The 22,554-nt window shown below is 45.9% G+C and carries 30 protein-coding genes; 19 read left to right on the top strand and 11 right to left on the bottom strand.

All coding sequences use genetic code 11. From position 1 onward, the window contains the following. Window positions 1-142: 142 nt before the first annotated feature. The 3 genes from BLR84_RS01285 (at window position 143) to BLR84_RS29590 (ending at window position 1,314) form a co-directional block, all read left to right on the top strand. Entirely contained in the window at window positions 143-583 is a 441-nt protein-coding gene (locus tag BLR84_RS01285) for an Hsp20/alpha crystallin family protein (protein ID WP_090463220.1), read from the top strand. 234 nt (window positions 584-817) lie between these two features. Further along, window positions 818-1,111, top strand: a complete 294-nt coding sequence (locus BLR84_RS01280) for a hypothetical protein (RefSeq protein ID WP_090463216.1) — start codon at window positions 818-820, stop codon at window positions 1,109-1,111. Beyond that, the gene (locus tag BLR84_RS29590) at window positions 1,108-1,314 is read left to right on the top strand and encodes a hypothetical protein (protein ID WP_143013796.1); all 207 of its coding nucleotides are present in this window, start codon (window positions 1,108-1,110) and stop codon (window positions 1,312-1,314) included. The genes BLR84_RS01280 and BLR84_RS29590 overlap by 4 nt, the downstream gene beginning before the upstream one ends. 133 nt (window positions 1,315-1,447) lie before the next feature. On the opposite strand, the gene BLR84_RS01275 is transcribed toward BLR84_RS29590, so the two are convergent. After that, on the bottom strand, window positions 1,448-1,828 hold the full coding sequence (locus BLR84_RS01275) for a single-stranded DNA-binding protein (RefSeq protein ID WP_090465667.1): 381 nt from the start codon (window positions 1,826-1,828) through the stop codon (window positions 1,448-1,450). 493 nt (window positions 1,829-2,321) lie between these two features. On the opposite strand from BLR84_RS01275, the gene BLR84_RS01270 reads away from it, so the two are divergent. The 8 genes from BLR84_RS01270 to BLR84_RS01235 all read left to right on the top strand — a co-directional run bounded on the left by BLR84_RS01270 (window position 2,322) and on the right by BLR84_RS01235 (window position 7,008). Next, on the top strand, window positions 2,322-3,176 hold the full coding sequence (locus BLR84_RS01270; RefSeq protein WP_090463213.1) for an SDR family oxidoreductase: 855 nt from the start codon (window positions 2,322-2,324) through the stop codon (window positions 3,174-3,176). 54 nt (window positions 3,177-3,230) lie between these two features. Beyond that, a complete protein-coding gene (locus BLR84_RS01265; RefSeq protein ID WP_090463211.1) occupies window positions 3,231-3,410 on the top strand; it encodes a DUF6496 domain-containing protein in 180 nt (59 codons plus the stop codon). Window positions 3,411-3,430: 20 nt separating this feature from the next. Beyond that, complete coding sequence (locus BLR84_RS01260) at window positions 3,431-4,435, top strand: SDR family oxidoreductase (RefSeq protein ID WP_090463208.1); 1,005 nt, start codon at window positions 3,431-3,433, stop codon at window positions 4,433-4,435. 83 nt (window positions 4,436-4,518) lie between these two features. Beyond that, on the top strand, window positions 4,519-5,064 hold the full coding sequence (locus BLR84_RS01255; protein ID WP_090463205.1) for a YciE/YciF ferroxidase family protein: 546 nt from the start codon (window positions 4,519-4,521) through the stop codon (window positions 5,062-5,064). 99 nt (window positions 5,065-5,163) lie between these two features. Continuing rightward, a complete protein-coding gene (locus BLR84_RS01250) occupies window positions 5,164-5,352 on the top strand; it encodes a DUF2188 domain-containing protein (protein ID WP_090463200.1) in 189 nt (62 codons plus the stop codon). A 48-nt stretch (window positions 5,353-5,400) separates the two neighbouring features. Beyond that, window positions 5,401-6,066 (top strand): flavodoxin family protein, encoded by a 666-nt coding sequence (locus tag BLR84_RS01245; RefSeq protein ID WP_090463198.1) that lies wholly within the window; start codon window positions 5,401-5,403, stop codon window positions 6,064-6,066. A gap of 47 nt (window positions 6,067-6,113) precedes the next feature. Continuing rightward, window positions 6,114-6,413, top strand: coding sequence for a DUF3175 domain-containing protein (locus BLR84_RS01240; RefSeq protein WP_090463195.1), 300 nt, complete (start codon window positions 6,114-6,116; stop codon window positions 6,411-6,413). A gap of 112 nt (window positions 6,414-6,525) precedes the next feature. Further along, window positions 6,526-7,008, top strand: a complete 483-nt coding sequence (locus BLR84_RS01235) for a CinA family protein (RefSeq protein ID WP_090463191.1) — start codon at window positions 6,526-6,528, stop codon at window positions 7,006-7,008. A 53-nt stretch (window positions 7,009-7,061) separates the two neighbouring features. On the opposite strand, the gene BLR84_RS01230 is transcribed toward BLR84_RS01235, so the two are convergent. The 5 genes from BLR84_RS01230 to BLR84_RS01210 all read right to left on the bottom strand — a co-directional run bounded on the left by BLR84_RS01230 (window position 7,062) and on the right by BLR84_RS01210 (window position 11,501). After that, window positions 7,062-7,616: a YciE/YciF ferroxidase family protein gene (locus BLR84_RS01230; RefSeq protein WP_090463189.1), complete on the bottom strand. Its 555-nt coding sequence runs from the start codon at window positions 7,614-7,616 to the stop codon at window positions 7,062-7,064. A gap of 96 nt (window positions 7,617-7,712) precedes the next feature. Next, a complete protein-coding gene (locus tag BLR84_RS01225) occupies window positions 7,713-8,201 on the bottom strand; it encodes a DUF421 domain-containing protein (RefSeq protein ID WP_090463187.1) in 489 nt (162 codons plus the stop codon). Between the two features lie 139 nt (window positions 8,202-8,340). Continuing rightward, a complete protein-coding gene (locus BLR84_RS01220; RefSeq protein ID WP_090463184.1) occupies window positions 8,341-8,823 on the bottom strand; it encodes an inorganic diphosphatase in 483 nt (160 codons plus the stop codon). Between the two features lie 3 nt (window positions 8,824-8,826). Next, window positions 8,827-9,288, bottom strand: coding sequence for a low affinity iron permease family protein (locus tag BLR84_RS01215; protein ID WP_090465665.1), 462 nt, complete (start codon window positions 9,286-9,288; stop codon window positions 8,827-8,829). After that, window positions 9,285-11,501, bottom strand: coding sequence for a hypothetical protein (locus BLR84_RS01210; RefSeq protein ID WP_090463180.1), 2,217 nt, complete (start codon window positions 11,499-11,501; stop codon window positions 9,285-9,287). The genes BLR84_RS01215 and BLR84_RS01210 overlap by 4 nt, the downstream gene beginning before the upstream one ends. 197 nt (window positions 11,502-11,698) lie before the next feature. Here BLR84_RS01210 and BLR84_RS01205 point away from each other — a divergent pair, with 197 nt between their 5' ends. The 5 genes from BLR84_RS01205 to BLR84_RS01195 are packed head-to-tail and all read left to right on the top strand — an operon-like array spanning window position 11,699 to window position 14,049. Next, on the top strand, window positions 11,699-12,646 hold the full coding sequence (locus BLR84_RS01205; protein ID WP_090463177.1) for a manganese catalase family protein: 948 nt from the start codon (window positions 11,699-11,701) through the stop codon (window positions 12,644-12,646). Further along, complete coding sequence (locus BLR84_RS29865) at window positions 12,646-12,807, top strand: hypothetical protein (protein ID WP_176851909.1); 162 nt, start codon at window positions 12,646-12,648, stop codon at window positions 12,805-12,807. The genes BLR84_RS01205 and BLR84_RS29865 overlap by 1 nt, the downstream gene beginning before the upstream one ends. Window positions 12,808-12,823: 16 nt before the next feature. Beyond that, window positions 12,824-12,997: a hypothetical protein gene (locus BLR84_RS29860; protein WP_176851908.1), complete on the top strand. Its 174-nt coding sequence runs from the start codon at window positions 12,824-12,826 to the stop codon at window positions 12,995-12,997. An 8-nt stretch (window positions 12,998-13,005) separates the two neighbouring features. Beyond that, on the top strand, window positions 13,006-13,428 hold the full coding sequence (locus tag BLR84_RS01200; protein WP_090463174.1) for a DUF1810 domain-containing protein: 423 nt from the start codon (window positions 13,006-13,008) through the stop codon (window positions 13,426-13,428). Between the two features lie 39 nt (window positions 13,429-13,467). Then, window positions 13,468-14,049: a DUF4142 domain-containing protein gene (locus tag BLR84_RS01195; protein ID WP_090463172.1), complete on the top strand. Its 582-nt coding sequence runs from the start codon at window positions 13,468-13,470 to the stop codon at window positions 14,047-14,049. Window positions 14,050-14,140: 91 nt separating this feature from the next. On the opposite strand, the gene BLR84_RS01190 is transcribed toward BLR84_RS01195, so the two are convergent. From BLR84_RS01190 to BLR84_RS01180, 3 genes are read right to left on the bottom strand one after another with little or no spacing between them, the layout of a single operon-like run. Then, a complete protein-coding gene (locus tag BLR84_RS01190; RefSeq protein ID WP_090463170.1) occupies window positions 14,141-15,226 on the bottom strand; it encodes a glycoside hydrolase family 130 protein in 1,086 nt (361 codons plus the stop codon). Next, window positions 15,207-15,671, bottom strand: coding sequence for a hypothetical protein (locus tag BLR84_RS01185; RefSeq protein WP_090463167.1), 465 nt, complete (start codon window positions 15,669-15,671; stop codon window positions 15,207-15,209). Before BLR84_RS01185 ends, BLR84_RS01190 begins: the two co-directional genes overlap by 20 nt. Continuing rightward, on the bottom strand, window positions 15,661-17,208 hold the full coding sequence (locus BLR84_RS01180; RefSeq protein ID WP_090463162.1) for an FAD-dependent oxidoreductase: 1,548 nt from the start codon (window positions 17,206-17,208) through the stop codon (window positions 15,661-15,663). The genes BLR84_RS01185 and BLR84_RS01180 overlap by 11 nt, the downstream gene beginning before the upstream one ends. Before the next feature lie 272 nt (window positions 17,209-17,480). On the opposite strand from BLR84_RS01180, the gene BLR84_RS01175 reads away from it, so the two are divergent. From BLR84_RS01175 to BLR84_RS01165, 3 genes are read left to right on the top strand one after another with little or no spacing between them, the layout of a single operon-like run. Next, window positions 17,481-18,338, top strand: a complete 858-nt coding sequence (locus tag BLR84_RS01175) for a COG1470 family protein (RefSeq protein WP_090463159.1) — start codon at window positions 17,481-17,483, stop codon at window positions 18,336-18,338. Window positions 18,339-18,361: 23 nt separating this feature from the next. After that, window positions 18,362-19,342: an ABC transporter ATP-binding protein gene (locus BLR84_RS01170; RefSeq protein WP_090463156.1), complete on the top strand. Its 981-nt coding sequence runs from the start codon at window positions 18,362-18,364 to the stop codon at window positions 19,340-19,342. Beyond that, a complete protein-coding gene (locus BLR84_RS01165) occupies window positions 19,323-20,291 on the top strand; it encodes an ABC transporter permease (protein ID WP_090463153.1) in 969 nt (322 codons plus the stop codon). The genes BLR84_RS01170 and BLR84_RS01165 overlap by 20 nt, the downstream gene beginning before the upstream one ends. 672 nt (window positions 20,292-20,963) lie before the next feature. Here the strand turns inward: BLR84_RS01165 and BLR84_RS01155 are convergent. Both BLR84_RS01155 and BLR84_RS01150 read right to left on the bottom strand, forming a co-directional pair. Continuing rightward, complete coding sequence (locus BLR84_RS01155) at window positions 20,964-22,043, bottom strand: hypothetical protein (RefSeq protein ID WP_090463147.1); 1,080 nt, start codon at window positions 22,041-22,043, stop codon at window positions 20,964-20,966. Then, window positions 22,024-22,554: a DUF262 domain-containing protein gene (locus tag BLR84_RS01150; RefSeq protein WP_090463144.1), complete on the bottom strand. Its 531-nt coding sequence runs from the start codon at window positions 22,552-22,554 to the stop codon at window positions 22,024-22,026. Before BLR84_RS01150 ends, BLR84_RS01155 begins: the two co-directional genes overlap by 20 nt.

The following is a 22,554-nucleotide window of genomic DNA, read 5'->3' as shown; positions in this document are numbered from 1 at the left end:
TTTCAGATGCCCGCTGCAAAAATTTCAGTTTTAATTCCATTTCCGGCTTTGGCATCTCACTTGTAAGATTGCTGTCGAACAATCGTTCTTTAAGTTTAATAGATAATGGTTTGATCCTTTAAAACAATTAAAAGAAAAAATTATGACATTGGTTAAATTTAATCCCGACAAAAGAAATAGTTCACTATTACCAGGTTTTAGTGATGTTTTCGATTCTATTTTTAATGACACTTTTTTCAATGACCGTATGGTAACCCGCGTACCTGCCGTCAATATCAGCGAAACGGAAAACAACTATCATGTGGAACTGGCTGCGCCGGGTCTGAAGAAAGAAGATTTCAAACTGAACCTGGAACGTAACGTGCTGAACATTGCTGTTGAGCAAACCGCCAGTCAGGAAGACAATCAGAAAAATTACAGCAAGCGCGAATATAGCTACAACGCTTTCGTGCGTTCCTTTACGCTGCCGGAAAGCGCGGATGACAGCCAGATCAACGCGAGCTATACCGATGGTATCCTCCGCATCGATATTGCCAAACGTGAAGAAGCGAAAAGTGTACGCAGGCAGATCGAGATAAAATAATCGATTCCATCATATATCCGGAAAGGCCGCCGTCATGGCGGCCTTTTTCAGGATGTACCAAGAAGTCAGTTTAATTATAGTAGGACTTTAAATTTAAAGTTATTCGGTTAACCGCCTTTGCTGACGCCCAAACAGGCGGCAGGATGGCTGCTTTTAACAGGCAGCATCTGATATGCGCCGGCGTTAAAAAATACAGGTACTCCCCTTGCAATGGCTCTTTCATTTATAACTGCTATGAAAACACAATTCTATATTTTATTAAGCCTGAAGACGCCGCGCGGCTTTGTCGACTATGGACAGTACTTCTTCGGTGACGACCGCGGTACCGCCTATGAGTTATTCGGGCAGTTAAAAGGTCACCAAAATTTAAAAGATTCTTGCCTTTTACATATTGACCTGATGGAAACCGTCGATGAACTACAGGTAAAGGTCAAAACCATCTGCTGTACGCTGGATGAATTGGCTTACAATTGTAAATTGATCGCAAGAGAGGTTTTTCGCTTAAAGAACCTGGAGGAAATGGAATGATGAATAAGTTATTTTTACTTAGAACACTGATCATCTCCATGATGATCTGCATGTTGATCTTTGACGTGCTGCGGATAATGAGCCATTCGGCTGATGCCTTTCCCGAGCATAAAAAGCTATTACTGACCGGGATTTTATTATGGATCGTTTCAGTAATTACTAACCAGGGCAGTAATGACGACGATTGGGCAGGAGAGATTTAGGAAAATCTGGCCGATTAAAAAATTGCATAATGCGGCAAAGACTAATATTTGAATAAATCTGCGGCATCTCGAAGCAGCCGCCAACAGGTATTATGTCCATTTCCCTCTCAAAGCGTATAGTAGCTGAATGCTTCTACTTCTGTGAATGAGTCACATTTTCCAGTAATTCATTAATTTCAAAATCACTGCTCCGTCCCAAAAGGGTAAAGGTTTCAGGAATAATTTCCGTAGTGTAACGTTTGATACCTTCTTTATCTTCAAAAGAGCGGGTACGACATTTACCTTCTACATAGATCAGCTTTCCTTTACGGAGCGATCTATGACCAGCTTCCGCTAGCGAACGCCACATCACGATATTGTGCCATTCTGTATGTTCCGTTTTAACACCGTTTTTGATGATAAACTCTGACGTCGCAAGCGGAAAACTTAAAACTGCAGCGTTATCCGGCAAATACCTGAATTCCGGGTCTTTTCCTAAATGGCCGACCAGGATAACTTTATTAACTCCTGACATAGCTTTTAAATTTAAGGTTATTTCAATTTCCCCAATGTGATAACACCAGTTACCGCATTGGGTTTTAAACAATTAGCCTTCTTGATATTCTTTAAAGCTGAAATTGAAATCTCAGAGATCAGCTCGTCAGCCTCTATACTTCATTGAACACCTCTGTTCTAAATTAATGACACATATAGTTGATTTTAGTACAATTATTAAATTAAAAAGAAATAATTTTAAGTATAGATAGCTAAAATATAAAATATTTTTATCCATATATCCGCTACTGGAATAATATTGGAGGTGATTTATTCAGATTATTTTGCCGCTCCCGCCCGCTTTCAGCCGCCGCTAATTTTATTCATTTATCAAAGAATGAATCTGTATGATGCAAGCAGTAATTTTTCACAAATCAGGCAGCATTGCCGATAAAGAGAGTATGCAAATAGTTGATCTGCCATTCCGGGCTAAAATTGAAAAAGTAATTTGAAGGAAAAAACATTTGACCAATATGGAAACGAAAACAAAAAAGCCACAAAAACAAGATCGCCAGCCGGGTATTGAAGCAGAGATGGATCCGAAACCGGAATATATTAAGGACAGTTACAAGGCTGCCGGCAAACTCCAGGGCAAGATAGCCCTGATCACAGGTGGTGACAGCGGCATCGGCCGGGCTGTCAGCGTTCATTTCGCCGAAGAAGGTGCGGACATAGCCATCGTTTATCTCGATGAAGATAATGACGCCGAAACCACTAAAAATTTGGTGGAAGCCGCGGGCAGAAATTGCCTGCTTATCAAAGGAGATGTGAAGGACGCTGCCTTTTGCAAAAACGCGGTCGAAAGGACCGTTAAGGAATATGGAAAGCTGAATATCCTCGTCAATAATGCAGGAATGCAATTTCCACAAAAAGATGTCAAGGCGATTGACCCCGAGCAGCTGGACACCACTTTCCGCACCAATATATTTGCTTATTTCTACTTCGCTGAGGCAGCAGTGGTGCATATGCATGAAGGTGATAGTATTATCAATACCACCTCGGTAACCGCTTACCGTTCCTCTCCTTCGCTGATTGATTACTCTTCGACTAAAGGAGCTATTACAACCTTTACACGCTCACTCGCAACAAATCTCGTTGAAAAAAAGATCCGTGTAAATGCTGTTGCTCCCGGGCCGGTATGGACACCCCTGATCGTATCCACGTTTGATGAGGAAAAGATCAAAAGTTTTGGGAGTGAAACAGCCATGAAACGGGCTGGACAGCCTTCGGAACTTGGACCTGCCTATGTTTTTCTGGCTTCAGATGACGCTTCTTTTATAACGGGCCAGGTCATCCACGTAAACGGTGGTGAAGTAGTCAACGGATAAGGTTATATAATCAAAGGAATCGTTTATACTATGAATAACAATTAAATCAAAAAAATGGCAAAGTATTCAGAAAAGGCACAGGACAAGGTCCACAAAGCCTTACATGAGGAAAAAGAAGGAACACTAAAAAGCGGCAAAAGCGGTAAAAAAGTAACGTCCAGAAAACAAGCTGTGGCAATCGGATTGTCGGAAGCCCGCAAGGAAGGCGCTAAGGTTCCAAAAAAGAAATCGTAAAAAACACATCCTACACTACCATGAACGAAGAACATAAAATCACCCGGCGGCAAGCGGTCGCCGGGTTAGGTGCCACTTTAGCTGTCGCGGCAGTAACACCTGTCTTCGCAGCAGGCGGTAAAACAAACAGTATAATGGAAGCAAAAGCATTAGAGGATCCGATCACCAAATACCCCAAGCCGCCTTTTGAAGGCCAGTCACAGCCCTGGCCAGGCTTAGCCAGTAAAATGAACCCCAAACCGGATCATGGCGAAAAAAGCTATAAAGGTTCGGGACGGTTAGCTGGTCGCAAGGCGTTGATCACCGGTGGCGATTCGGGGATGGGACGAGCTGCGGCCATAGCCTACGCCCGTGAAGGCGCTGATGTGGCGATCAATTATTTCCCGACAGAGGAAGAAGATGCCAAAGAGGTGATCGCATTGATCAATGCTGAGGGCCGAAAAGCTATCGCAATTCCTGGCGACCTGCGTGATGAAGCTTTTTGCAAAAAACTCGTAGACGAGGCGGCTAAGGGTTTGGGCGGTTTGGATATTGTAGTAAATAATGCAGGCAGGCAGCAAAGCAACCAGTCTATTTTGGATATTTCTACAGAACAGTTTGACTGGACGATGAAAACCAATATCTATGCTCCGTTCTGGATCATTAAAGCGGCTCTGCCGCATTTACAGGCCGGCTCGGTTATCATCGGTACCACTTCTGAACAGGCTTACGATCCCTCACCCGATCTGTATGATTACGCGCAAACAAAGGCTGCGACAATGAATTATGTCAAGTCACTGGCAAAACAATTAGGGCCGAAAGGTATCCGTGTAAATGGTGTCGCACCCGGACCGATCTGGACACCGTTACAGGTTAGTGGCGGTGCCAGCCAGGAAAAGCTGAAGCAGTTCGGTGGACAAACACCATTGGGCAGACCCGGACAACCCGCAGAACTAGCCTCTATCTATGTACAATTGGCTGCCTCAGATGCCAGTTACGCAACCGGACAGATCTACGGTTCATCCGGCGGCTCAGGACAGCCTTAATACATAGCGGCTCGCCTGGCCATGATCCAGGCATCGAATCCAATTTAAAGAAATTACTAAATCATTTATCAAAAACAAATATCATGGAAACACAAACCGCACAGACTACCGATTCAAAACTCAGGGAGTTTTTTGTCGATCAATTAGAAGACTTGCTTTGGGCAGAAAAAAAACTGGTTAAAACCTTGCCGAAATTACAGGAAGCCGCTACATCCGCCGAACTGAAGGATGCCTTCGGTAATCACCTCGCACAAACTCAAAACCATGTTACCCGGTTGGAACAGGTCTTTGGTTTGATTGGCGAAGACGTGGACACCACCAAATGCGCGGCGATGGCCGGTATTGTTGACGAAGGCGAAGATATTATAGATGAAACCGAAGAAGGCACCGCGCAACGGGATGTAGGTTTGATCTTCGCCGGACAAAAGGCAGAACATTATGAGATCGCCACATACGGCGGCATGGTCACACTGGCTAAAACTTTAGGATATAATGATGCGGCCGACCTCCTGGTCCAGACCCTGGAGGAAGAAAAGGAAGCAGACAACCTGCTGACCCAGATCGCTGAAAATAATATCAATTACCAGGCAAGCACCGAACCCAAAGAAGACAAGGGATTTTTTTCCTGATCTTTTTACAGCGCCTGTCATCAGGCAGGCGCTGCTGAACGCAAATGGAAAACAAGGGTGAAATGAAAGCGTATTTAGGAAACATTTAAAAATTAGTTTATGCCATGGTATAACGGAAACTATCCGCCATCTTATAAGAACCAACCTAAGAAAATCAGGGAAAAGGCAACGGAGATCGCCAATGAAGTGTTGCGAACAACCGGCAATGAAGGGGAAGCAATAGCGACTGGTTTAAAGCAGGCGCGCGCTCATTTTGCAAAAGAAAAAAAGAAGAACAATGATAGCTGAACTACATCAGACTGTTATTTTTTCTAACTAATTATTAAAAAAAACTTCATGAAGGCTTTACTCATTAACTGTACGCTCAAACGCCAACCGGATTTTTCCAACACAGGCGCATTGGCTGACAAGGCGGCAAGCCAGCTTCGTGAGCAGGGGTTTGAAACGGAGATTATCCGTCTTAATGATTACCAGGTGCTTACCGGTAATTCTTCTGATGAAGGAGAGGGTGACCAATGGCCGCTTATCCTGGAAAAGATCAAATCCTGCCAGATTTTTATTATCGCCACGCCCATCTGGATGGGACACCTGGCCTCGACCGCTCAAAAAGTGATTGAACGGTTAGATGCTATTTTCCGGGACGAAGAACTGAGCAATCAAGAAAACGGACAATATATGCCCTATAATAAAGTAGGCGGCTGCCTGGTTACCGGCAACGAAGACGGTGCCCATAGCTGCGCGGCGCAAGTACTCTGGGCTTTGCAGGAAGTGGGCTTTACAATTCCACCAAATGTTAACGCCTATTGGGTTGGTATGGCCGGAGGAGAAAAAGATTATGTGGAAGCTGGCGGCGAACGGTATTTATATACCAATAAAACCTTGCGTTATATGACCGCAAACCTGGCCTGGTTTGCCAAACTATTAGCCGCTAACCCTATCGGTACCAATCTACTGGAAGAGGATAAAAAAGCGGAAGCAGAAAGCGACAAGCAGGAAGGCTAGTATCAACCGATACTAAAATCATTTACTGACTGATAAACTATACTTCTATGACTACGAAAACAAAAAAAACAGTAAACAAATGGTCTGCAGATGTTACAGAGCACAGCGATGCGATGGATCTGGAGAAAGATATTTTTAAATCCGGAGATCCGGATAAAATCGCGGCATCAGTAAAACATTCAGCGGAGACAAGCAAACGGCGAAAATCTTCGCCTTATCAAAGCGCAATGTCCATGCTGACCTTTTACGAGAACCGGGCCGGGAAGAACTTAAACGCAGACGAAAAAGACACGCTGGAAAAAGCAAAGGATAAGCTGAGGGAGTTATTCGGTAAGGACGATAAGTGATAAGCAGTAGTCGGTCTGTATCCGGAATTTATGATTGTTAGGAAAAGACCTGATGCTTGCGCCAAATGTCTGTATATCCAAACCATTTTCGGCGCCAGATCGTTTAGTATAAATGGCAGAAAGCAAGATCATCGTTTGCAGTAAACTGATAGCTCAACGAGGGCTGACTATCGCTTTTGCAGAAAGCGCGACAGCGGGCTGGCTCTGCTCCGAATTTGCGCTGACCGAAGAATCTGGTAAAGTGCTTAAAGGGGGTATTGCCTGTTATGATGCGAGTTTGAAAGTCAGTTTATTAGGCGTACCACAGGAACTCATTGATAAATACACGCCGGAATCGATGGAAGTGACCCGGGAGATGGCTTACCGCTTAAAAACAATAATCGATTCGGATATCCAGGTAACCGTTACCGGCCTGACCACTCCCGGCGGCAGCGAAACACCGGAGAAACCGGTCGGCACCATGTTCGTTTTTGCTTTGATCTGTGGTCGTGAGGCCAGCTTCCGTCAAGTGTTTTCCGGCTCCTGCGAGGATGTAATCCACCAGACCATTGAGGCGACCGCTGAACTTTTGATCGCGGCGCTAAGCAAAACTTAAATAAAAAAAGGGATACCTTCCGGTATCCCCTTAAAGATCACAATTTGCTTCTTTTATTCTACTTCAGCGGCAGCGGCTTCATTCACATAATTTTCGGCTACTTGGGTCAACAGGGTATCGGCATTTTTTTCTTCAGCTAAGGTTTCATCAAACAGGCTGTGCGCTTCACTATAGCCCAGGGTTCCGGCTAAGGTCCGCAGGGTACCATAAGATGCGATCTCGTAATGTTCTACCTTTTGAGCAGCAGAAATAATAGCTACATCCCTTACTTCTGTGCCTTTGTCCGTATCGGACAGTAGTTCAGTAGCTTCGTTTAGCAGGCCTTCCATGGCCAGGCATTTCTTAGCCACTGCTTTTTCACCGATCGAAGCGAAAGCGCTTTCCAGACGGGTCACATGGTTCTTGGTTTCTTCCAGGTGGTTGCTAATGGTTTGTTTAAGGTCTTCCGAGGTCGCTCCCTTGATCAGTTTCGGCAAAGCGGAGGCTAAATGTTTTTCCGCCCAGTAGATGTCCTTGATCTCATCAATAAATAATTCTTTCAGCGCACTTTCAGCTTCTGGTGTGCGGCTGGCTGCTGCTGCAGACTTTTTGTTGCTTTTTGTAGGCATGATTGTAGATTTTATTTTGGTTAAAACTATAGTGAACAACGCTGTTGTTAAAAAAACAAGAAGCGTTCCAAACTCCCTGAAAAATCAGAACAATTTTCATTTTTTCCGGATGGCGCTGATCTCGCCGTTTCTTTCCATATAAACTTTTTCGATCCCCTCCATATCTTCGGTTAGCGCTGACTTCCGGACACCCTGCATGATATCTTCTTCACAGACCAATCCTTTTTCCATATGGCTTTTAATGAACTTTCCCTGATCAAATAGCGGGATTTTATCGCCCTCCACAAAGCGGCCGAATGCCTTATGATGAACGATCAGCCAGCCAAAGACCCGGTGCAGGAAAACAATCACAAAACAGCAGACGATTACCGGTACAAAAGCCGATGCACCCACCACCGCCCGGCTCATGATGGCTCCCAGTGAAATGGTAATAATGTTGTCGAGCGGCGTCCGCACGCCAAACGAGCGCCGGCCCGAGACGCGGATGAGCAGGAAGGCAATTATAAAAATGACTACGCCCCGGCTGCTCATCTGCAGGACATTGAGGTCTTTGCCTTCACCAAAAATTTTTAGCAGAAGTTCCATAGCAATTGATTTTAGTTCTTATTTAGTTTCTCTTGCCGCATATAGCTGCGGGCTTCTTTGACGCCGTTCCCGGCTTACGAGGCAGGCGGTAATTTACAGTGATGCCAGCATGGCCGGTATGAGCTGCTGCTTTTTTTCTTCAGTGACTTAATAATTTGGCGGCCTGCGGGGCGTTTAGCCTCGCGGTCACTTTAAATTTCTTGCCTGCCTGTTCGTTATAATTTTTGAAAAAGGCTTCGAGCTGATCAAGGAGAAGCTGTGGCAGCTCCTCCAGTGTATTGATGTTCGAGTATAACTGGGAAACATCCGGGATACCGATAAAACGGTCATTCCGTACCTTGTGCCCGTTCCTTTCGGTTTGCTCCGCCTTTAGTCCGCCAATGATCCGGCAATCTACCAGGCAGCCGGGGAAAGTGGAACCTTCAGAGATCACGATGATATCCAGCGGGTCGCCGTCCTCGCCTTTGGTTCCCGGGATCATCCCGAAATCAAAGGGAAAGACCAGTCCGGCAGGCAGGATCTTATTCAGTTTAAAACGTTTTTCCGCCGGATCATAGTCGAACTTCTGATTCGATCCCTTCGGACATTCGATCATCGCGGTGATTGTAGTCGGCTTATTCATGGCTCAGGTCTTTTTAATCGGCTTCCGTGTCTGTGATTTTCTTTTCTGGTTTTCTGCAGCAGCATCTATTGAATGCGTGCGGGTCAGATCATTTTCCTTTTCTGCCAGATCGGACAAGCGGATATAAAATTTATAAAGATGGTCCAGTTCTTCCTCGGTCAGGTCCTCGATATTCACCATGCGGTTACTGGTGCCCTCATGCGAGGCCAGCAATTCATTCAGCTTCAGGTGGACGGCCTTGGAATCTTTATTTTGCGATTTCTGGATCAGAAACACCATCAGAAAAGTTATGATCGTTGTGCCCGTATTAATGACCAGCTGCCATGTTTCCGAATAATGAAATAACGGTCCGGTAACTGCCCAGATGAGCACGGTTGATGTAGCGATGATAAATGCCGCGGAACTTCCGGTGGCAGCTGTCGCCCAGTTGCTGAAACGTTCGAACAAATTCGTCTTTTTTTTCATAAGGCTTTCCATTTGATATGAATTTCACTGTCACCGGGGATGGTAAACTCCAGGTGGCCTTCTTTTGTTTTTTTGCCTTTAGCAGGCTCTTTATCGTCGTTCAACATCACCGTAAATTCCGGCATTTTACCTTTATCCGTTTTAACCAGCATCAGGCGGCAATTAAGCCGTGCATCTCCCGCCAGCCTGAATCTGGCCGGACGGTGCTTTTTTGGCGAGAAGCCATAAGTGGGGTAATCAGTATAGATCATAAAGGGCTCATCTTCCACCTGCATATAATGGCGCGGGAGGATACCGAAAGCATTTCCCGCGCCGTACACTTCCTGCCCCACTTCGCCGGATTTCTCCCAGCCGTCATGCATATCCTCCAGCGCGATCCACAGATTCGGGTCGACTTCACCAGTCTTGACCTCATCTGACAACATCGCCTTCGGCAGCATCGTTGGATAGTAGTAAACCGCGCGTTCCACCAGGAACCGTATATATTCGGCCATCAGCAAACGCAGGGAAGGCAGAATATCGAGGCCTTCGGCATGCCGCAGGTAATCATGAAAGGCACAGAAGACTTCCTGCTCCTCGTAAACCGCCGTATAGGGCGCATCGTTCAACGGGAAGAGGGCAAAAAAAGATGGAAAATTTCGCCCGTAGCCATAATTGCAGTCCCAGAGTTTTACGTTCCTGAACACATTAGCCAGGCATAAATAACTGAGCTCTTTATATACTTCTTTTTGGGTGACCTTATAAAGCCGTAATAAGGCACCTGCCGAGAAGGAGGTATTATTCGCCTGGTAGAATAAGTCAAAACCTAAGCCTTGCAGTTTTAAAGCGCCTCTTTCAGCTTCGGCCAAATAACGTTTGTTGCCTGTCAGTTCCCAGGCCTGCAGCATCACATGTGCATACAAACCCGGCACATCCTTTTCGCCGCCTTTTCCAGGTTGTGTTTCCGCTTTGATCACCTCGAGCGTATCCATTTTATAAAACACCGGCCACCTGTAATTGAAATGACGGGCCACCTTTATTGCGAATTCCAGCGAATCCAGGAACAGCTTTTCGGCAACTTTATCCCCTTTGAGCGCTAAGCGTGACAAGTTCAGCAGCGGGTGGTGCAGATACCAGGAATCCATAACCATTGGCTTTTTGTGTTCTTCTTCTCCTTCCATCTTATCGGCCACTTTAGGGTGCCAGCGCATGATCGTGCCAAATTCCTCATTATAAAAAGCGGGCAGGCCTTCCTTGATCTTTTTCATCACTTCCAGCTGGCCATCGCTCCATTCTACATAATCCAGCAAAGGCAGGAGTACTGCCAGTTGTACCATGATCTCGGGTGGTGTTGCATAATCACAGACATAAGCATTCAGGTAATGATTCCCGTTCACCTGTGACCAGCAACCCGGGCTTTCAGTCAGGTCAGTTAAACCTTTTTGCAAAGTTTCCGGCCAGTTTTTATAAGTAGTAGCGGGTTTTGGCAATTCCAGATAAACTGCCGCTAATAAATCAAGATACTGGCGTACCATGGCTCCCTCATCTACAGGTACTTCTTCAGAAAAGACAATAAACGCGTCACTCAGGGCATACGTTTTCCCGGCTTCCAATGGTTTATTTTTCAAAGTAGGTGGCAGGGCAAATCCAATTTCCGGCCATTCGCCACCCACCGTATCCCCGGCCGAGGTCTCGGTCTGCTGGTTATAATCCGCCAGTGCGGTCAGATTCTGCAGGTAAAGCACAGAACCCGCCTTCGGCCGGGTCAGGCTAAAATAGAGCTGTCCGGAACGTGTGCCTACCTGGCTGACTTTGATCTTGCCTTCAGCCGGCTTATCGCTGCTTGCCGCGCCGAGCGGCACGATATCCCGCGGCCAGAAAGGGAACAAGATCGGCGCTGCCGCTCTCAGTGTTGTCGTCAGGCGCAGCACGGGGATTTCTCCAACCGGTAACCGGACAACAGCCTCGTATTCGCCCATCAGGGAGGCGATCCGAAAAGTAATGTTTTGATCTTTCTCCATGACTTTCCGGAGTTCCAGGTGATCGTTGGGTGAATAAGCAAGCCGGAAAGCGATCCGGCTGCCTTTCGGCCAGGCTACAACCATCCAGCAGGAGTCATCAATCAGATAAACTTTAAAGACATAACCTACTGCCTGCTGTTCATAAACAGCGGTCAGGCCGGGACTGTTCAATTTTGAATTAACAGCCAATAGCCAGGCTGAGGTTGCTTTCATGGTAAAAAAAATAATCTTTCAACAATTGGCTTAATTACGCTGCAAACGCTTGCGGAAAGCGCTTAAAAGGTAGTACAACAACTATTTTCAGTTAAATATTGTTTTTGTATTTCTTTATAAATTATTTAATTAATTAAAAACATAATATCAACTCCTGTAGTTTTATCATTATCCATTTACCTAAAACAAATAAGATTATGTTTCACCATGTAAAAGACCTTCAATTTAATGCCCGGGTATCTCGTCCCGATCCGCGTTTTGCGAACCTGTTATTGGAGCAATTCGGCGGCGAAAACGGTGAGCTGGCCGCTGCCATGCAATATTTCACCCAGGCCTTCGGCGCGAAAGTTCCGCACCCGGATAAATACGATATGCTGATGGACATCGCCACCGAAGAATTCAGTCACCTGGAGATCGTGGGCGCTACCATCCAGATGCTGCTGAAGGGTGTGAACGGCGAACTCAAAAACGCTGCCGATAGTTCCGAAATCATGCAGGTATTAAACGGCAAGGCCGCTAAAGAGGATATTATCCACGAAGCGGTATTTGCTAATCCGCAGTTTGGCATCATCACCGGAGGCGGCGTCACCCCGCGCAACAGCCAGGGCATTCCCTGGTGTGCTTCCTACATCCACTCCAACGGCGACCTGACCGTAGACCTGCGCAGCAATCTGGCTTCTGAATCACGGGCCAAGCTCGTTTACGAGCATTTGATGAAATTTACAGAGGATCCGTACATCCACGAAACCTTATCCTTCCTGATGACCCGGGAGGTTACACACTATAAAATGTTTGAGGCAGCTTTGAACAGCATTCAGCCTAATTTTCCGCCGGGAGTATTGGCTGCCGATCCCCGCTACCTGCAAAACGTTTACAACCTTTCCGACGGTACCGTTCGCGGGCCGTGGAATGAGGGTGAGATCAAAGGCATGGGCAAAGAATTTAATTACGTTGAAGCCCCCATTGCACAGGTACAGGAAACAGAAGGCCAAACGAAATTGCCGGATGATTTCAGCGCGGAGGTAAAAGAAAGCGAAAAACTCAATAAAGACATGAGCAAGATCAAAAGCGCTGAAGTAAAAAATGCAGAACCAAAAGGTGTCGATCAATGGAGTGCCTATGGCGCTGAAAAGGTACAAGTATAATGGATGAGCACCTATTTTTGAAAGGACAGCGTGTGATCACCCCTTCAGGTGAAGGTGAGGTCGTTGACGCTATTGGCGATAAGATCGTCGTCAGGCTGGATACCGGATCAACAGAAACTTATCCCTCGGGCGACATACAGGATAATAGCAGCGCAGGCTGAACCATAAAACATAACCATGAAAAAAATCATTTTGCCGGTGGCCATCCTCATGATGGCTGCCTTATTTACAAGCTGTACCGCCATTGCAGGTATTTTCAAAGCCGGCGCGGTGGTGGGCATTATAGCAGTCGTGATCGTGATCGCCATTATCATATGGATCATCTCGCTGTTCAGGGGGAAAAGCAACTAAGTAAAAAAATGAAAGAGCACTTACAACGTTTTAAAACTGCGCAGGACCGTGATTATGATACCGCGCTGGCGGAAATCAAAGACGGCCGCAAGCAAGGCCACTGGATGTGGTATATCTTCCCGCAGATCGCAGGTTTGGGCATGACCGAAATGTCACGCTTTTATGCCATAAAAGATATCAAGGAGGCGGGAGACCTGCTGATGGACCCGGAACTCGGGCTGCGGCTGACGACTATCTGTAAAGCGCTGCTGGAATTGGAAACAAATGACCCGCATGCTGTTTTCGGTAGCCCCGACGACCTCAAGCTGAAGTCGTCAATGACCCTATTTGATGCTGTGCCCGCGACCTTCCCGGTTTTTAGCCGTGTACTGGACAAGTTCTATCATGGCGAACGCGATGAAAGGACGCTGGAAATACTTGGTATAAAATAGCTTGACGATAAAAGAGATACAAATCAAAAAACACCCACCATGAAAAAGCTCATGTACATCAGCCTGATCGCAGGTGTCGCCTGTATGGTACAGGCCTGCAGCGGCAACAAGGACAGCAAAGCCAGCGCAGACAGCGCGAATACAGCAAAAGCTGATACGGCCAAAAAGGATTCATCCTCGTCAGCAGTCGACAAGGACGATGCGAAATTTGCCGTGGCGGCAGCTAATGGCGGCATGGCAGAAGTCGAGTTCGGCACGCTCGCCCAGCAAAAAGCTGCCAACCAAAAAGTTAAAGATTTCGGTGGCATGATGGTCAGTGACCATAGCAAAGCCAACGAGGAAATGAAGGCCCTTGCAAAATCCAAAGGGATCACCTTGCCAACAACGCTAGATAGTGACGAACAAAAGGTGAAAGATAATCTCTCTTCAAAATCAGGCGCGGACTTTGATAAAGCCTATGTTGATAATATGATCGAAGATCACAAAAACGACATTAAAGAATTTGAGGATGCCACTAAAAACCTGAAGGACCCGGATTTGAAAGCATTTGCGGTGAAGACATTACCAACCTTAAAAATGCACCTCGACGCGATCCAAAAGATCCATGACGGCATGAAATAAACTATAGCGGGCCGCCTTTGCCAGGGCGGCCTTTTTTATTTTCCTGCCGGAGTCCGATGGTTTGCAGCGTTGCTGAAGAACTTTCGATATGCTAATAAGAAACCAATTGTTCCAGTATTGCACTGATGGAAAAATGCGCGCCGCACACGAACTCATCTGCCGCGCCATAGTACATCGTCAAGCGGTCACCATCAATCAGGTGCCCGTTGGTAAAAACTACGTGCCCAAAAAAGCCGCTTAATTCATATGGTTCCGTAGGCACCATAATGGGTTCAACGGTACGTGAAATGATCTTCGAAGGATTATCCAAATCCATCAGGAAAGCGCCCAGGCAATACTGGTGCTCCGTATTTGCACCGTGATAAATCGCCAGCCAACCCCGCCCGGTACGGATCGGTGCCGCCCCGGCACCGACGCGTGCGCTGTCCCAAAGGCCGGGCCGGGTCTTGATCAGGCATTGATGGTTCCCCCATTGCCTGCCGTCGGAAGATTCGGCCAGCCAGATATAATTGCCGCCAATCTCTTTGCTGCTCGGCCGGTGCAGGCAATAATACTTACCGTTGATGGTTTCTTCAAAGATGGCACAGTCTTTATTATGCGGCGGCAGGATCATGCCAGCATTTTCAAAGTGTTGCCAATCTTTGGTTGTTTGCAAACCTACGCCAACACCACTATCAGAGACTGCGGTATAGGTCAGATAATAAGTGTCACCTATCTGGCTCACCCGGCAATCTTCGATGCCGAATCGTTCCAGGTAGCCCTGTCCCAATATGGGAGCATAGTCTCCTGGCTCGGTGAAATGCACACCATCATCACTGGATAATAAGCGTAAATGTGAGATTGTGGTCAGGTAATCCAGGCCTTTATAGCTGATTACCCGAGCATCGATGGCGATCAGGTCGGGATCGTTTAATGGTACTTCGATGATCTCGGTATTCCCAGTCGCGTTCAGGGCGGGGAAAAATAGTACGCCTTCCTTTTGCACAGCACCTTCTGCTACCCTGACCAGAATCCATATTTTCCCCCCGTAACGAAATACGCCCGGATTCAGCAGACTAATGATTTGTAAACCACCGGCGCTGGGCGCAAGGTCTTTAGGTAATAACAAAGGATTTTCCGGGAAACGTTGGGCCAGATCCGTCCTGCTTTTTTCCGACTCATTGATGATCTGTAACATGATTTGTTCTTTTTAAGATTTGATAACCGATCCCGGCGAAGACTGCAAAGACCAGATGAGCCGGAACGAGTTGCAGGTAATATTTATTAAAACTTAACGAAGGTGGCAGCGGGTGCATTTTAAATGTGGCTTTCCAGACCACGACCGCCAGCAAGCCACTTAAGCCACCCAGCCAAAGGTTTGTTTTCAGATCAGGTTTTAATTTTCCGCGCCGCCAAAGCTCCACATAGACTAGTGCAAAAAGCAGGCCTACCCCATAATGACCGAGCCAGCCTAAAGCCTGACTCTGCTGCTTGTCCAGTTTCGGAATGAGACGGCCAGCCAGTTGTCCGAGGCGCTCCGGTTCGCTGAAGTTTTCGCCATCGGCCAGCGAAATGAGGTAGCTGAACAGGGTCATGAAAGTTGTACCGGTAATTCCGCCGGCTAATATTTCCTTAGTTTTCATCGCTGCTGATCTTGGGTAGGTTTTTGGTTGCCGGTCCTGTCAATACATTTCCGTCAATATCATAACGTGCACCGTGGCAGGGGCAGTCCCAGCTTTTTTCTTCACCGTTCCAGTTCACGATACAGCCCGCGTGCGTACAAACCGGACTGAGCGCGTGGACGGCTCCTTTTTCATCCCGGTATGCCGCTATCTTCTCACCGTCTACTTCCAGCACCTTGCCGGTACCTCGCTGAAGCCGTTTTAATGAATCCGTTTCGTGGATATGAAACCTGTCTGCTATAAAGTGGTAAGCTACATCCGCATTTTCTTTAACAAATTCGCTGAAGCTATCCACTGGTTTGATCCGTGAAGGACTGAACAAGTCCCGGTATCTATTGGGCCGCCTCCTGACCAGGTCGCTGAGTATTTTGCCAGCGATACTGCCCAGCATCATCCCGTTACCGTTATAGCCGGTTGCGCAGTAAATACCGTCCGCCGCCAGCGGCATCTGTCCGATATAAGGAAGGCCATCCACAGGTACATAATATTGTGATGACCAGCGGTATTTAACCGACGACACGTTATAATATTTCCGGATGTATTTTTCCAGATCGGCAAAGGCTTTTTCCGGGTCGGCATGACCCGTTTTATGATCATTACCACCGGCGATCAAGAGTTTCTCCCCGTCAATTACCTGTGTCCGGAAATAATGATAAGGTTCCTGCATATCGTAAACCAGGGCATCCGGATAAGTATCCGTTTTTAATTTCAGGCCCAGTACATAACTGCGGTAAGGGGCGCACTCAAAATTGAACAAATTGATATTGGGCGGCATATGCGTAGCGTAAATCACCGTTTTAGCCCTGATAACACCTGTTGGCGAATGCGCGGTATGTACGCCATTATCAGTTTCGATACCGGTTACCAACGTATTTTCCAAAACTATACCACCTGCTTCCAGGTAAGCTTTTTGTAAACCCCGCAAATATTTTAACGGGTGAAACTGTGCCTGCCTATCGAAAACCAGGGCCTTTAAATATTCTACCGGTGTCGGCACTTCTTCCGTATAGTTTACAGGCACACCTACTTTTAAGGCGCCATTGTAGATCTCGTCGAGTTGTTTGGCCTCGTCCCCGGTTTCTGCATACAGGTGGCCAGGATTGATTTCGTAATCGCAATCAATCTGGTAAGTATCAATGTTGGATTTAATGGTCGTGAAACCTTCGTTGATCGCATCCGCGAAAAGTTGAGCTCCTTCTTCACCGAAAGCGTTCGCTGCTTCCGCATAAGTAGTATCCGCGAAGGTATTGATGTGGGCGCTGGTCCCGCCGGTAGTTCCAAATCCCGGATTATGCGCTTCGGCGATCACTACTTTTTTTCCTGCTTTCTGAAGAAACAGTGCCGTTGTGATACCGGTAATGCCAGCACCTACGATCAGCGCATCATAAACGGCGGTGGTATCAAATAAAGCTTTCGAAATTATAGTCGCTGCGCCATACTGCCAGGGAGCCCGCTGTGCTCCGTCGCGCGCCAATACGGTATTCGTTCTCTTTCCCATAATTCTATTACAAAAATCAACATCACTCTGTTTGGCAATAGTTTACCTATTTATCAAACAAATCCGCTCATATACCCGATCTTTTATAACCCGGCAACAATGGATTCAGGGCTTAATCGTCCAGGCTAATAGCTAATTGTTAAAAAATGTTAAAGCTGTTTGAAAATTTGAGGCGACTTTTTTTCTTTGGACCGTCTATTTTTAAATATTGAACCAATTATCGAAAAAAGCATTTTTTGAAAGCTATCATTAACCGTTTTAGTTGTTAGATCATGTTATCCCAAATCACTATCACCCGTTTCAGCGCAGCGCGCAGCTTTGCATTTCTTTTATTATTTCTGACATCCGCCTTCGCATCACAAGCGCAACAGCAGCCGGTCACCTGGCCGGTCGGCAAATCAGGCTTTATCGCCAAACTGATCAATATCGAGGCTGCGACCAGCGAAACCTTCCGTTATAGTACAACGCTGCATAACGGTTCGGCGAGCGCCCGCATCTACGAATTTAAAACCGATCTTCCGTTTGGCTGGACGATTGCCTACAAAGTAGACGGCAGCCAGGTTACTTCCATCAACATGGACGCCGGCAAAACACAGGACATCGCCATCGAGATCAATGCCACGGCCACCGCCTCCCCGAAAAAATACAAGGTTCCGATCAAAGCCGTATCCGGTTCGGACACCCTATCGTTGAACCTGGAAGCCGTAGTTAAAGGCTCCTACAGCCTGGCACTAACCACGCCTACCGGAAGATTAAGCGACGAAGTAACTTCGGGCAGCCAAAAAGAGTTGCAGCTTACCGTCAAAAACACCGGCACGCTGCCGTTGAATGACCTCCAGGTTACCGCACAGTTGCCCACCGGCTGGGAATCTACTTTTGAACCCGCGAATATTAAACAACTGGAAGTCGGGAAAACCATCGATGTTAAAGCTACTGTAAAAGTGCCGGACAAAACAATAGCCGGTGATTATGCTGCCAACTTTACGGCGACGAACAGCAATACCAACTCACAGATCGCTTTCCGTCTGGCGGTCAAAACATCCCTGCTTTCCGGCTGGATCGGCGTTTTGGTCATCCTGCTGGCCGTCGGCATCGTTTATTACCTCATTCGTAAATATGGCAGAAGATAAAACAGCCAATCGATTTTTTACCAATGAAAGATCCTATTATACAATTAAAGGGTTTAACCAAACAGTATGGCGCTGTTAAAGCGGTAGATGGTTTAAACCTTGACATAGACAAGGGCGAGATCTTCGGATTGCTGGGGCCTAATGGCGCTGGCAAAACTACCACCATATTGATGATGCTCGGGCTTACCGACCCGACGAGTGGTACCGCTTTTGTTTGCGGGCATAACGCGACCAACAGTCCGATACAGGTTAAGAAAAAAGTAGGCTACATGCCGGACAGTGTTGGCTTTTATGATAACATGACCGCGCTGGAAAATCTGGTGTATATCGGCAGACTGAACGGCATATCGGAAAATGAACTAAAAAAGCGTTCGGCCGAAGTGCTGGAGATTGTGGGCCTTGCCGCAGACCAACATAAAAAGACTTCGGCTTTTTCCCGTGGCATGAAACAGCGTCTTGGTCTGGCCGATGTGCTGATCAAGAACCCTGAGGTCATCATCCTGGATGAACCGACACTCGGCATCGACCCCACCGGGGTTAGAGATTTTCTGGCGCTCATCAAACAGTTGAGCCGGCAGCAGGGGCTCACCGTTTTACTCTCATCGCACCATTTACACCATGTTCAGCAGGTGTGCGACCGCGTAGGGATTTTCGTAAACGGACAATTGCTGGCACAGGGAGATATCGGTGCTTTGTCTGCCCAGTTATTCGGCACCGATAGCCATGTCACTTCTATCAGGGTAGTACAACCCGTTCCGCAGCCCTGGCAGCTGGAACCGGAACTCCAGGCATGGGAAGCCATTACCCGGATTAGCATCCTCGAAAATGAACTGGAATTTACCAGCAGGTGCGACATAACGGCCGCATTGGTTCGTTTCCTGGTTGAAAAAGGCTATGACGTGATTGGTGTCAATCAAAAAAATTATGGACTCGATGATATTTACCAGAAATATTTTGAATCAAATAGTACTAAAAAAACAAGCTATGAAAAGTCAATCTCCTGATCCGGGGCCTTTCGGCGTTATGGTTCACAAGGGAATAGCGGATCATATACGCAGCTGGCGCTTCAGCATACTGATTGCGCTTATTATTCTTACATTTATCGCCGCGATATATGTATCGCTGGCGAATATTAAATCAGCAATAGGAAATACCAAAGATCCGGATCATCTTTTTTTATATCTGAAGTTGTTAACCACAACCGATAATTCCATCCCGCCATTTCATGTGTTCCTGAGTTTTCTGGCACCGTTGCTGGGTATCAGCTTAGGATTTGACGCGGTTAATTCCGAACAGAACAGCGGTACCTTGACCCGCCTGATGGCGCAGCCCATCTACCGGGATAATTTGCTGCTGGCCAAATTTGTGAGCGCCCTGGTGATCGTCAGCGGTTTGTTTTTTGCATTGGCTTTGCTGATGATAGGCGGCGGATTAGTACTGACCGGTGTGCGTACGGAGCCGCAGGAACTGCTTCGCATACTGGGGTTTATTGTGATCACTATTGCTTATGTAGCTTTTTGGTTGAGTTTATCTATCATGCTTTCCATCATGTTTAAGCAAGCGGCAACTTCCGCGCTTACGGCTATCGGGATCTGGTTGTTCTTTACGATATTTTACCAGATTGTCATTAACCTTATTGTCAAGTCCTTTTTACCTGATCCGGCTTACCTTACCCAGGCCGAGATCATTAGTTATAATGATCTTATTTTGAATCTGCAACGCATCGCCCCGAATCAGCTTTACTCCGATGCAGTCACCACTTTGCTGATGCCGTCGGTTCGCAGCCTTGGTCCGGTAACCATGGAGCAAATGGCGGGCGCTATACCGGCTCCGCTGCCGTTTAAGGAAAGTGTCATGATCGTATGGCCGCAAGTAAGCGGTTTAATGGCATCAACAGTAGGATGTTTTGCATTTGCTTATTACTTTTTCATGCGGCGTGAGATACGTAGTTAATAAAACGATGACGCGCTATCTTTGGGCATCAGGAACAGATCGTAGCGACTACCGGCATAAAATCACATAAGTAATATGCGACCTGATATTAAAATTCGTGAATTTATTTATCGGAACGTGCGTTGATGGATTCCCAAACAGCCCAACATCTCAGAGCTTTCTGACCATAGTTAAAAAAGCTTCTTACTATCACAAACATCCACAATGGTTACTACTTTGTTTTTTTCGATCTATAATGTGATCTTGTTATAAGTGAAATTAAAAACTGTATAATGAATCATGGTACGGCCTTTTTTTGTGATGTTAAAATTGTTAGGGTTTTCAATATTTTGTATCTTCGTAAAGTAAGATTTGCAAATAAAAATAATCTGCATCAAAAAATGGTTGGTAATTCGGTGCGTAGCCAATTTTAAACCATATAAAATATTGTAAGCCAATTGGTTAAGAATCGTGTTCGATTCCCCTACGGACTATCATCTAAACTGGCAAGTGCAGAAGAACTATTCAACGAATTGCCGTTATAAAATTGCCCGTGGGATATGTTGAAACTCTGCTATTGACATCACCTGAACCCACAAAGAGATCGCTGAACGATTAGGGATTTCGGAATGGGCAATGAGTAAAAGCGAGCAACATATTATACTCTGTGTAATGTCAATACAGGTATGAAGATTAATAAACCAGACCAAGGCTTTGAACAAATTGGGACTCATGGTAAAGCATTAGGTCTTTTCGGCTCAGAAGGATTCCCTGTAAATCACCGAATTGATATTGATTTCGCATTTGATCGCTTAATAAAAAGCGTTCGGCATACTCTGGAAAATTAGGACTGTCAAACATATAGGAAAGATCACGATGTTTGGTTTGAACAACCTCGGCATCAGATTGATCCGGTGTATAGCTGATCATCGGTACGACGCCTTCGGGAATCTGGTGGTTTTCTAAGAGATAATAAATTTTGAGTTCATCCACATTTGCAGTATTTATCGGGGTGAAATCGTTACCCTTATTCAATAAAAATAATACTAATGCTTTTGCTCTTACGCTACCAAAATAGATGGTTTTGGGAAACTCAGAGACGATAAAAGGTGTTCCTGGTTTATCATTAAAAATCATATCAACATCAGGATCTGTAATAAACTCTTTAAACTGGTTAAACGCCAGTCTCTGTTTGCTTAAAGAATAGATTGTGAAATAACCAGAGTAAGTAGTTACCCAAAACCAATACTTTAATTTTTCTAATTGAAAATGTGTCGGCTGTGGCACTTCGTTAAAAAAATAGGTAAGAAAGATCAGCTGGCTGTTATAAGGCAATAGTTTACTGTCGATGACCAGTAATTCCTCAAACAGAAATGCAACTGCTCTTACAATGCTATTAAGTGTACGAATAGCTACAGGAATAAAATTTGATTTCTTTACTAAACCGGCAACCTTCTCATCAAAATAATATTTACCAAATGCGCTTTGGATACATTGTAAGACAAGCTCTCTTTTGATTTTCTCAAAATTGTACTCTTTTAACCGGAAAATCAATCTATCAATCTCGGTACCTAATCTAAAATTATGCTCCTGATTATAAGTTAGCGCGGACACCATCCAGTCCGGTGATATTTTTGCTCCTTTGGAGTTAATCCGTGAAAATATATCCACCGCGTCCTCAATGCTGCCACCGACAATTTCTATTGAAGGTAACTCATAATCCAAAATAGAGGAGGAAAGCGTCCTTGCCCGGTCAATAAGTTCGCTGGCCAACGCCCCTGTCTGTTAACGTGGATCTCAAACGCTCTCCGTAGTCCAAGAATGCATAAGTATCGATTAGTGTGTTAACCGGTATAAAAGTAATATCGGTTGTTGCACTTCGTGAAAACGTAAACTCCTCAGCCATCAGGTCATAATATATCGCAAATTCTTTAGCCCGCTCGACCTCGTTTCGTTGAAGCTCTGTATTGTCAGGATTGATAAGACAGCCAAACAGCGTGGACAAACGTTGAAAGCCATCAAGTATATATAAATATTGTTCGTTTTGAACCCTTGCTGGAACCCGGTAAGGGCCTATTTCTTCTTTGACAAAAAAAGTGTCCGTTGGTTTCCAGAACAACAAAGAGCCAATGGGATAACCCAGTTTTAAACTTTCAAAGAGTTCCAGTTTCTCCTTCTTTCCCCAAACAAAGTCACGCTGAAAAGTGGGAATCTGTAATTTACCCTCTTCGATATCCCTGATATAATTTATCAGTCGTGTTACTTTTGGCGTTACTTTTAGCAT

The sequence above is a fragment of the Mucilaginibacter sp. OK268 genome, from assembly GCF_900103125.1.
Taxonomy (GTDB): Bacteria; Bacteroidota; Bacteroidia; order Sphingobacteriales; family Sphingobacteriaceae; genus Mucilaginibacter.
The sequence above is the reverse complement of the archived record's forward strand: the minus strand, read 5'-3'. Positions and strand labels throughout refer to the sequence as shown.